This window comes from Pseudomonas sp. ANT_H12B (assembly GCF_008369325.1).
Lineage (GTDB): Bacteria > Pseudomonadota > Gammaproteobacteria > Pseudomonadales > Pseudomonadaceae > Aquipseudomonas.
In genome coordinates this window covers 258,258-268,534 of sequence record NZ_VOBI01000008.1, presented here as the reverse complement: position 1 = coordinate 268,534, position 10,277 = coordinate 258,258, and the positions used below count along the sequence as shown (strand labels likewise).

General features: G+C 57.5%; 7 protein-coding genes and 1 pseudogene. 5 read left to right on the top strand and 3 right to left on the bottom strand.

The window, feature by feature from the left end; genetic code table 11:
- From FQ185_RS15170 to FQ185_RS30640, 5 genes are all read left to right on the top strand, one after another.
- Nucleotides 1–1,280, top strand: a 1,280-nt coding sequence (locus FQ185_RS15170) for a cbb3-type cytochrome c oxidase subunit I (protein ID WP_149418106.1), incomplete at its 5' end; no start/stop codon positions are given.
- A 14-nt stretch (nucleotides 1,281–1,294) separates the two neighbouring features.
- Entirely contained in the window at nucleotides 1,295–2,110 is an 816-nt protein-coding gene (locus FQ185_RS15165) for a CbbQ/NirQ/NorQ/GpvN family protein (protein WP_149418105.1), read from the top strand.
- Nucleotides 2,111–4,132, top strand: a complete 2,022-nt coding sequence (locus FQ185_RS15160) for a nitric oxide reductase activation protein NorD (RefSeq protein ID WP_149418104.1) — start codon at nucleotides 2,111–2,113, stop codon at nucleotides 4,130–4,132.
- A 49-nt stretch (nucleotides 4,133–4,181) separates the two neighbouring features.
- On the top strand, nucleotides 4,182–4,553 hold the full coding sequence (locus tag FQ185_RS30645; protein ID WP_256730418.1) for a hypothetical protein: 372 nt from the start codon (nucleotides 4,182–4,184) through the stop codon (nucleotides 4,551–4,553).
- Nucleotides 4,554–4,650: 97 nt separating this feature from the next.
- The gene (locus FQ185_RS30640) at nucleotides 4,651–4,785 is read left to right on the top strand and encodes a hypothetical protein (protein WP_256730420.1); all 135 of its coding nucleotides are present in this window, start codon (nucleotides 4,651–4,653) and stop codon (nucleotides 4,783–4,785) included.
- Between the two features lie 696 nt (nucleotides 4,786–5,481).
- On the opposite strand, the pseudogene FQ185_RS15150 reads toward FQ185_RS30640, so the two are convergent.
- From FQ185_RS15150 to FQ185_RS15140, 3 genes and pseudogenes are all read right to left on the bottom strand, one after another.
- Nucleotides 5,482–6,743 (bottom strand): annotated as a pseudogene (locus tag FQ185_RS15150) (IS1182 family transposase).
- A 241-nt stretch (nucleotides 6,744–6,984) separates the two neighbouring features.
- A complete protein-coding gene (locus FQ185_RS15145; protein WP_149418103.1) occupies nucleotides 6,985–8,934 on the bottom strand; it encodes an acyltransferase family protein in 1,950 nt (649 codons plus the stop codon).
- Nucleotides 8,935–9,173: 239 nt separating this feature from the next.
- On the bottom strand, nucleotides 9,174–10,235 hold the full coding sequence (locus FQ185_RS15140) for an acyltransferase (protein ID WP_149418102.1): 1,062 nt from the start codon (nucleotides 10,233–10,235) through the stop codon (nucleotides 9,174–9,176).
- Nucleotides 10,236–10,277 lie beyond the last annotated feature (42 nt).

The following is a 10,277-nucleotide window of genomic DNA, read 5'->3' as shown; positions in this document are numbered from 1 at the left end:
CGGCCAAATACCTCGGACCGGATCCCCTGCTCGACGTGTTGCCCTTTGACGTCACCAAGGCGATTCACACCAATCTGTTGATCGTCTGGGTGCTGACCGGGTTCATGGGGGCAACCTACTGGATGGTGCCGGACGAGTCCCGTGGCGAGTTGCACAGCACCAAACTGGCCTATATCCAGCTCGGGTTGTGGACGGCCATGGGCGTCACCGCCGTGCTGGGCTACCTGTTCGGTTACGGCACCGGGAACAAACTGCTCGAACAACCGCTGCCGCACAAGATCGTGATCGTGATCTGCATGCTGATGTTTCTCTACAACATCGGCATGACCATCAAGAAAGCCGGGCGTTTCACTGCCACCGAAGGCGTTCTTTTGTTGGGTCTGGCCAGTGCCGCCGTGCTTTATCTGCCGGCGCTGCTGCATTATGAAAACTACGTGGTGTCGATCTACTACCGCTGGTGGACGATTCACCTGTGGGTCGAAGGTGTCTGGGAAATGATCCAGGGCGGCTTTCTGGCCTATCTGCTGATCAGACTGTCCGGTGCTGATCGCGAGGTCATGGAGAAGTGGCTGTACGTCATTGTCGGCCTGGTGTTCATTGCCGGCATCCTTGGCACCGCCCACCATTATTACTGGATCGGCGTCCCCCATTACTGGCTTCCATTGGGCGGCTTCTTCAGTGCACTTGAGCCTATGGCGCTGGTCGGCATGGCGATCTACGCCTACAACGCAATGCGCCGATCCGGCCTCTCTCATCCCAACAAACTGGCCTTGCACTGGACCATGGGCAGCGCCCTGTTCACCATGTTTGGCGCCGGCCTCCTGGGACTGGCCCACACCTTTCCCGACGTCAACAAATGGACCCATGGCACCCTGATCACCGCCATGCACGGCCATGCGGCCTTTTATGGAGCCTACGTCATGATTGTCCTGGCGATGATCACCTATGCGCTGCCAGGCATGACCCGTCGTCCCGTGGAAGAAAGCAGTATCGGTTATTGGGCATTTTGGCTGCAGTTGGGAGGGATGTTCGGCATGACCCTGTCATTTGCCACTGCGGGCATTGCCCAGGTGTACCTGGAACGCATTCTCGGCATGGGCTATCTGGATGTGCAGTTGAAGATTCAGGTGCATTTCCTGATGCTGGTGGCGACGGCGTCGATGTTCAGCCTGGGTGTCGGGCTGTTTATCTTCGATTTTTTCCGCCATGCGCCGCAATTCAATGTCGATGAAGCCGATCCGGTTCTGGACGCGCCTCGTGCGTCGGGCGCAGCGTTGTAATGGATCGTTCGCGAATGCAGCAGCACCTGTCGGCCGCAGAACCCGCGCCGTTGCAAGCTGAACCCTATTACCAGCCCAGCGGCGACGAGGTGGCGATCTTCGAGCAATGCCATGCACAGCAACTGGCAATCATGCTCAAAGGACCCACCGGGTGTGGCAAGACCCGTTTTGTCGAACACATGGCCTGGCGTCTGAAACGCCCGCTGATCACTATTTCCTGCCATGACGACTTGAGTGCCAGCGACCTGGTCGGGCGTTTCCTGATCGGTCACCAAGGCACCCACTGGACAGAAGGCCCGCTGACCCGAGCCGTGCGCGAAGGCGCGATCTGTTACCTGGACGAGGTGGTCGAGGCGCGGCAAGACACCATTGTCGTCCTGCACCCGCTGACCGACCACCGACGCATTCTGCCCCTGGACAAAATCGGCGAGATCGTCGAAGCCTCGCCACACTTTCAATTGGTGGTGTCCTACAACCCCGGCTACCAACGGATTCTCAAGGATTTGAAGCCGAGTACCCGACAGCGCTTTGTGGCGCTGGACTTTGACTTCCCGCCGGCCGAGCGCGAAATCGCCATCGTTATCCATGAAGGTGGAACCGACCACGCCACCGCCCACGCCCTAGTCACCCTCGCCCAGCGGCTACGCGCCTTGCAGGATCGAGGACTGGCGGAAGTCCCCAGTACCCGTCTGCTGATTGCCACTGCGCGACTGATTACCAGCGGCATTGCTGCGCCCATCGCCTGCCGGGTCGCGTTGATCTCGCCGCTGTCCGATGACGCGGTGCTGGTCGCTGCCATGCGCGACCTCGTCGACCTGACGTTTATCTAGATGGCCGAAGCCGAGGACGTCATCACCGATGTCGCACGCCACGCGACGGTGTATGCACAGGAGTTGTGGCGGCGTCACCTGGCCCCCTCGGACACTGCAAAAATCGTCGCCCTCGGGGATGTTGCACAACACCTCGATTTACTGATCCAGGCGGTCTTCAACAGCCATTATTCGCTGCGTATTGCGCAACCACCCTCACCGCCCACGCTACTGAAAAAGCTTTTGCTGCGTAACGAAAAACCGTGTGGACAAAGCGCCGTCCCGGCGACCGATGGCGTGTCCATCTGGCTGCCGGCGGACCTGGGCAGCAGTGAAGACCCGCTGACGCTGGAGCGTTATAGAACCCTGGCCTTGCAACAGGCGATGCGCGCCCGACGAGGCAGTGCCAACGCCCTGTCAGCCCTCGACAACCCGATGCAGCGCAGCGTCTATCTACTTCTCGAAGCTTGGGCTGCTGATGCGGATTTGATACGCCTGTTGCCGGGGTTGGCGCCCTCGATCCATGGCTTGCGCCAGCATGCCCTGGCGACCCGCCCGCCGCTTCACGCCTTTCCCAGCCAGCGACAACCCCTGGAAAACTTCCTGCGTTTATTGCTGAACAGTGAATGCGGCGTGCCTCTGGAAGGGTTGGCGATACCCACCCACGCCGCCGATTCGCTGCAACTGTCAGAAACCCTCGCGCAACGTCTCCTGTGCGCCGAAGCGTCTCACGGGCTCGGCGCTCATCTATTGTTTCTCGATGCCTGGACCGGCGACCTGCGCGAGCCGTCGGCGGGACAGGAAGTGTCGCCCCTGCCTGGCGAAATCGACACCGACGATGCCTTGCCGCGCAGTGCCCGCCTCACACGTCAGCCCACTGCGCGCGAGGCCTGTGCCGATGAGGACGACGATCAGGAACAAGGCCTGTGGATGGTGCAACCCGCCGAACCGCTGGAAAAGGCCGAAGACCCTATGGGCATGCAACGCCCGACCGACCGGGATACTGACACCCCTGCGGCTGATTTCGCCGAGTCATTGTCCGAACTCAACGAAGCCCGACTGGTGGTGACGGCAGGTCGCCCGAAAGAAGTGCTGCTGTCCGACGACCCGCCACGGACCCGCGTTCAGCACAGTGCACAGGACCTCGCCAACCATGCAATCAGCTATCCCGAGTGGGATTTTCGCCACCAGGTCTACCGTGATCCGGGGGCGACCCTGCAACTGTGTCCCGCCCGGGAAGGCCCGCAACAGTGGGTCGAGCGAACCCTTGATACTCATCGTCCGGTGCTGGATGCCATCCGCCGGCAATTCGAAAGTCTGCGGGCCCAACGCGTCAGGCTGCGCAAACAATGGGACGGCGACGAAATCGATCTGGAAGCGTATATCGACGCTTGCGCCGAGGCCCGCGCCGGCCTGAGCATGTCGCAGGCGCTGTATCAGACTCAGCGTCGTGGCCGGCGCGACATGGCGATCATGTTGTTGATCGACGTTAGCGGCTCCACCGACAGCTGGTTGTCGCACCATCGCCGCATCATTGATGTCGAGCGCGAGGCGTTGCTGCTGGTCTGTCTGGCGCTGGAGAGTCTGGGCGAACCCTATAGCGTGCTGGCGTTTTCCGGCGAAGGGCCGCAGCGGGTCACAATCCGCACCCTGAAAGCATTCGATGAACGCTACAGCCATGAAGTCGGTCGGCGCATTGCCGCCCTCGAACCGGAACGTTATACCCGGGCCGGCGCCGCCCTGCGCCACGCCAGCACCTTGCTGATGCGCGAAGCCGTCACGCACCGTCTGTTGTTACTTCTCTCCGACGGCAAGCCGAACGATGTCGACCAATACGAAGGCCGCTACGGCGTTGAAGACATGCGTCAGGCCGTAACCGAAGCCAAGCTCCAAGGCATCTATCCCTTCTGTTTGACCATCGACCGCCAGGCGGCGAATTACCTGCCAGCGGTATTCGGCTCGCGGCAATATGCCTTGCTGCACAGACCTGAACTGTTGCCTGGCGTGCTGTTGGACTGGATCAAACGACTGGTGTCAGCGTGAACTAGAGACGTCCCTCCAAGGTTTTTTCGCGACACGCGGTTTTGGGCTCATGACTGAGTCTCTCGTCAGTGGGGAAGATGACTTCAATGACGAGAACAATTTCGACGTCGGGGCATCCCGCATACCTCGGAGCATAACGTTCCCTGGCAATGCGCAGCCCCCATTTCATCCGAGAGTTTGCTTTATTGTTGCCGGCGCTCGATCGCCATTGCTGGAGAATATCTATCTTCACTACGTGCAGGATCTGTGGACAAGGCAGTGGCGCGAGCAACATGCCCGTGGCGATGTGATCGTTGTGCGCTACGCGGATGACAGCATGGTGGGTTTCAGGACGCAATGGCAGGCTCAGCAGTTTCTGGTGCAGTTGCAGGAGCGCTTGGTCAAGTTCGGATGTCCCTCAATGCCTCGAAAACACGACTGAGTGAGTTGGGTCGTTTTACTGCGAGAAATCGTAGGAAACGAGGCTTAGGTAAACCCGAGACATTTGAAGGCGCGAAGCCTGGTTCTTCGAGGTGTACATGTTTGATTGGAATCCCGATGAGCGCTGTCAGGTTCCTATTCTGGTGACCAATCTCCCGGCAGGCGTGCCGTCACTGGTGAAGCTGACACCATGGAAAGAGTCGGCTTTAAAGGCGCTGAACGATGAGAAGTAAGCCCACCCTGACCAGTTGCGGCCACTCAGCATTTCTCTGAAACAGCTGGCAGGGCGAACTACTGAACCTTATTCGACCAAGCCTTCCTCGTATATCAGCTAATCCCTGATACGCAACGTCAGTGTCCCCGAGCTAATTCATCCGATTGCAAACCAAAACCTTACAACTCACTGCCTGCCGGTGAACGGTGGCGCGGCATGGAGTATCCAATGAAAAGAGAACTGATCAAGATCAGTGAGTTCCAGCGCCGGCGCTGGAGCTAAAACGGAACACCGCAATGCCCCCAAGCGATCCGCAATCAGATTCGCAACGGTACGGTACCCGGCGTACATCGGCAGTTGGGTCAATTCGGCGTCGGCGTCAACAACCTCCCGCCCCCGCACAGATCCGTACGCGCGAAAATACCGCATACCGGCTGCTGTCTCGGGTAGGTGATGCGCAGCGATTCTCAGGGTAAGGATGCGCATCCTGAGTCTTGATATGTGGAGGTCGGCAAGGTGTGTTCGCCAACCCCTTACATTTTTTCCGCTAGTAAAGACGGTGCAGACGGTGCCGCTAATAGCCGGATGCCGCTACTGCCCCTTCAACGGCCTGGGCATAACGCTTGGTGGCCTCGGTGACCAGTTGCTTTCGCTCATCCCTATCAATGAAACCTTCTCTGAGAATTGGACCTCACGGACGATCAAGCAGCTGGATTCACGCCCTGATCGCCTCAATCAGTCCTGCAATGCCGAAGATGCTCATCATTCGTTTGAGGTTGTAGGCGAGCACATGAAGGCTCATCTCAGTGCTCACCCTCGGCAGGGTTTTGGTCAGGAAGTGGGTACTTCCCATCCAGTACTTGAGCGTTCCAAAAGGATGTTCAACGGTCTGTCGACGAACCCTCATCATCGCTGGATCATGTTCTAGCCGAACTTGCATCGCATCGACTACAGCCTCATGTTCCCAGCGTTTCACACGGCGCTACTTACCCGCCGTACATTGCTTTTGCATTGAGCAGGACTGGCAGCCCGAGAAGTAGTAACAATGCAATAACATGCCGTCTTCCATCGACGAATGCCGCCTGGTGAGTAACTGTCCCGCAGGGCATCGATACTCGTCCGACGCAATAAGATAGATGAAATCCTGCTTGCCGAATCGGCCTTCGGCTTTGCTGCCAGATGTCAGGGGTTTCGGTACGAAGGTGTGATGCCGGCTTGTTCGCAAGCGAGGATTTCCAGACCTTTGTAATAGCCTCGGTCGGCCACCACCGTTAGCGATTCAGCCTCGATTTCTTCACGCGCCTGGTTCGCCATATTGCTCAGTTGCCCACGATCATTACCAACGTTGGTCACCTCATGGGCAACGATCAGATGGTGTTTGTCGTCGACAGCTGTTTGCACGTTGTAGCCAACCGTTCCGGTGCCTCGGCCGCTCGTAGCCATTGAGCGGGCATCTGGGTCTGTGAGGGAGATCTGCTGGTCTGGACTTTCGTGGAGCTGCGCCTCGATTTGCTTGAGTTTCTGCGACTGCTTTTTCAGTGTTTCTATCTTTTCTTTAAGCCGCTCTGCTTCGGCCTCGGCCACTTCGGGCGTTGCCCGATCCGCCGAATCCATCGCCGCCAGATATCGATCAATGCTCTGCTCGATCTGCTGCATGCGTGCCTTCACCTTGCCCTGAGTGAAGTTGCGGTGGCGATTATTGACGGCTTTGAATTTGCTGCCGTCGATGGCGATGATCGACTGAGAGAAGAGATTGAGGTTGCGACAAAGCACTACGAACTGGCGGCATACGCTGCGAATGGCTTTGCCGTTGTCTTTGCGAAAGTCGGCAATGGTTTTGAAGTCCGCGCCCAGGTCGAGTTCATCGACGAAAACATCGACCACTCGCACTGGATTTTCTTCAGCTATGTAATCGTCCAGGCGCTCAGGCAGCAACGTGACTTGCGTCCGACCCTCACCTTCAATGAATCGCTTCATGATCGCCCCCGACACGATCTCGACGATCAGAAGGTTAGACAATCACTGGCGTTTTCACACAGGCTGGACCCGAAGCGGACCGAACCAGCTTCTGAAGACATCCAACTCACAAAATTACGGACTCGAGTCGAAAGCTCATTCGGCCGGGTTATGGGCATGCATGCGTTCTGGCGAAGAATTTAATATGGCCAAGCTCTTTAGCGAAAAACATCTCGCGAACGCTTGACCGTGAACAGAGTATCTACAGTTGCCAACTCACACCGGGGGCATCAAGCGTCGCCTCGGCAGTACGCGGGGTCGCCACCGGGTCGTGCAGCAGCGAGTAGCCTCGATCCAGTAACGTGCGGCCGATAAAACGCGATCCCACTTCACTCAAGTGCGCATCATCCAGGTACAGCAACTGTCCCTGGATAATCGGACTGCACACACCTGCCGGGCATATCACCTGATTGGGATCGATAAAGCGCACTTGCGGAAACTTCACCCGCACGTCCGCCCAATAGGGTGCCAAGGCACTTTCGGGGACCGAGCAATTGCGGTCGGTACCGAACATCAAGCGGCGAATCGGGCAGCTTGCGGCCTTTTCAATGTCCTGATTCCTCAAGATGACGATGACCTGGCCGCTGTTCTCCACCACACGCTTGATACTCGCTTCGACGATGTCTTTGGCAATCGCGTCCCTGGGCCAAACTGCCGCCAGTACCACGTAGCGGAATTTTTTCTGCTCAAGCAGGCTGAACACCCGTTCGTTACGTTTTGCACAATGGGCGGCATAGACCGGGGACATGTCGGCGGTGTAGCCGATGATCGGCGGGCACGAGTCCATGGTGTAATCCATGATCGATAGGTTGTTCGGTTTGGCCAGAATGTCGACCATGCCGGTGAAGTGATTAGCAAACGAATCACCGATCATGATGCCGTCCAACTCTTCTTTTTTGACCCCCAAACGACACGCGTCATTAGGTCCGGTGCCATACAACGAATTGGTGACGTGGCAGCCTTTACGAATCTCACTCGGCTTCTTCAGGGTCATCGCTTCAAGTAGCGAAACATCAGGGCTGAAACGTTGCGGGAAACCGTTGAATTGCAGGCTCAGCACCGCCAATGCGGCCAGTCCCAATGCCGGAATGGCGAATCGACGGACGAAGACCCGAGAAAAGTGCCACGTCGCCCCGTTACGCCGAAAGGGCACCTCGACATAACGCCAGGATAGCCACGCCAGGCTGATCGAGGCCGCGATCAGCATCGCCCCGACAGGTAAATTGATGGGGATCTCCAAGTAACTCAGGTAAGCAATCAACGGCCAGTGCCACAAATACAGCGAGTAGGAAATCAGGCCGATAAACACCATCGGCCGGCTGGTGAGCAAACGCGAGCGCGTCTCGCCGCTGCCGGCCAGGATCAACAACGCGGCCCCCAGGCACGGGATCAGGGCGTTGATCCCAGGGAAGGAGGAGTTGGCGCTCAAGGCAAACAGCGAAAAACCGATCAGCAAGAAGCCCACCATGGCCATGCCATGGGCCGCCAGTTTCCCGATGATGCGCGGTTGATGCAGGTAGATCCCCAGCAGCCCACCCAGCATCAATTCGAAAAAACGCGTAGGCAGCAGGTAGTACGCGGCTGTGGCAAAAACACCTGTCGCATATTCTGAAAGGCCAACCGCGGCCACCACGCCAATGCCCAATATCGGCAACACATAGCGCGGCGCCAAGCGATAGAGCAACACGATGAACAGCGGCCAGATAACGTAGAACTGCTCTTCAATACCCAGTGACCAGGTATGCAGCAGAGGGGCTTCACTGGCGTCGGCGGCGAAGTAGTTGCCGTACTTGACCCAGATATAGATGTTCGAAACGCCCAGCAGAGAGAACAGTGCGCTGACATTAAGCCGGATCAGGTCGACCGGAGAAAGGATAAAAGCCCCGACGATCACGGTCGCCAGCAGTACCGTTACCAGTGCAGGAACAATGCGATTGATGCGTCGCTGATAAAAACTCTTCAGCGAGAAAACGTTGCGCTTGACCTCGGAAAAAACCTGGGAGGTGATCAAAAAGCCGGAGATGACAAAGAAGATATCAACGCCAACGAAACCGCCTGGCAGCAGGCTGGTGTTGAGGTGATGCAGAAGTACCGCTATCACCGCTACAGCCCGCAGCCCATCAATGTCTGAACGGTACTTGCCTTGAGCCATGCGCCTGACCATCCTTAGAGCTGAAGCTATTCATCTGATGTCCGACCCATGACAACGGCTGTCAATATTTTGGACACTCAACCCCACATGCTTGTTTGTAACTGGAAATTTGACGTAAGCAAAATTGAAAGCCGAGATAGCCACGCTGATTCTTGGGAGTCGGCTTGCCGGCGAAGGCGTCCATATAGCTACCCGCTTCGCGGGAGCGACCAGGAAGTGGTGGCCATGGCTGCGCTGCATTACTCACCACCACTTACGGGCAAGACTTGCGGCCGGTTGGCCACCTTCCTCCGGTCGATGAAAATGCCTCGCAGCCAATGAGTCATAGGCAATTCCACCAAGCGGTAAATGCCGATTGCCACGACGCAGCACAGGCCGATGCTCACAGGAGTCATGACATAGGCGAAGGCGCCCGGTGCGTCGAACACATGGAATACCTTATTGAAGACCTTCAACACATACGGGTGAAACAAGTAAAGGGAATAACTGGCATCGCCGATCAATACAAGCAACCCCGGCAAGCGGACCCCCGATAATCCATGCACCAGTGCCAGGAAGATCACCGCTGCTGGTATACCCAAGGCCAGCCCACGTCCCAGGGACTCCACCACGCCACCGGAAAGGGGCATGTAAACCAGGGCCGCGAGGCCGATCATTATCAGGGCTGTGCGTGCACCATGGCGGGGGCCGGCAGCGCGCCACGCAGCCGTGCGTGCGTATACGGCGTAGCAGCCCATGCCCAGGACGAACTCGACGAGAATCTGCTGGGTGTAGAACTTGGCCAGCAGCGCGTCGAACGTCACCAGGTTGCCCAACAGTACTAGAGCCAGAAGCAGGCTCGAGCAAATCAGCAGGCGGTGGCGGTGGCTGATGGCCATGGAGATGGCGAACAGGGCATAGAAGAACATTTCGAAGTTCAGGGTCCAACCCAGGTACAGCAAGGGCTGGACGTACTGACCTTTCTGGTATGGGATGAAAAACAGCGATTTGAGCAAGCCAGGTACATCCGCCGTGGTGTTGTCCAGCAGGCTCGGCACCAACAGGGCAACGCCGAAAACACCAAGGGTACCGAGCCAGTACAGTGGAACGACACGGATAACGCGTTTGGTAAAAAAGTGGCTGCCTGATTGAGCGGTGACCATGGCCATGATGAAGCCGCTGATCACAAAAAAGATATCCACGCCCCAGTCGCCATTGCGAAACAATGGAATATGAAAAAAAACCACGGCGAGCGCTGCGATAGCGCGCAGCATTTGAACACTGTCCAGCTTGTCGGCTGGAGCCTGGGGGAAGGGACTCATGGCGTAAACCTTTTCAGTCTGACGCGGAAAGTTGCCAACGCA

Excerpts from the sequence above, each read along its gene's own strand:
- FQ185_RS15140 (WP_149418102.1), bottom strand. The coding sequence starts at position 10,235 with ATGAGTCCCTTCCCCCAGGCTCCAGCCGACAAGCTGGACAGTGTTCAA.
- FQ185_RS15160 (WP_149418104.1), top strand. The coding sequence starts at position 2,111 with ATGGCCGAAGCCGAGGACGTCATCACCGATGTCGCACGCCACGCGACG.
- FQ185_RS15145 (WP_149418103.1), bottom strand. The coding sequence starts at position 8,934 with ATGGCTCAAGGCAAGTACCGTTCAGACATTGATGGGCTGCGGGCTGTA.
- FQ185_RS30645 (WP_256730418.1), top strand. The coding sequence starts at position 4,182 with ATGACTGAGTCTCTCGTCAGTGGGGAAGATGACTTCAATGACGAGAAC.
- FQ185_RS15165 (WP_149418105.1), top strand. The coding sequence starts at position 1,295 with ATGCAGCAGCACCTGTCGGCCGCAGAACCCGCGCCGTTGCAAGCTGAA.
- FQ185_RS30640 (WP_256730420.1), top strand. The coding sequence starts at position 4,651 with ATGTTTGATTGGAATCCCGATGAGCGCTGTCAGGTTCCTATTCTGGTG.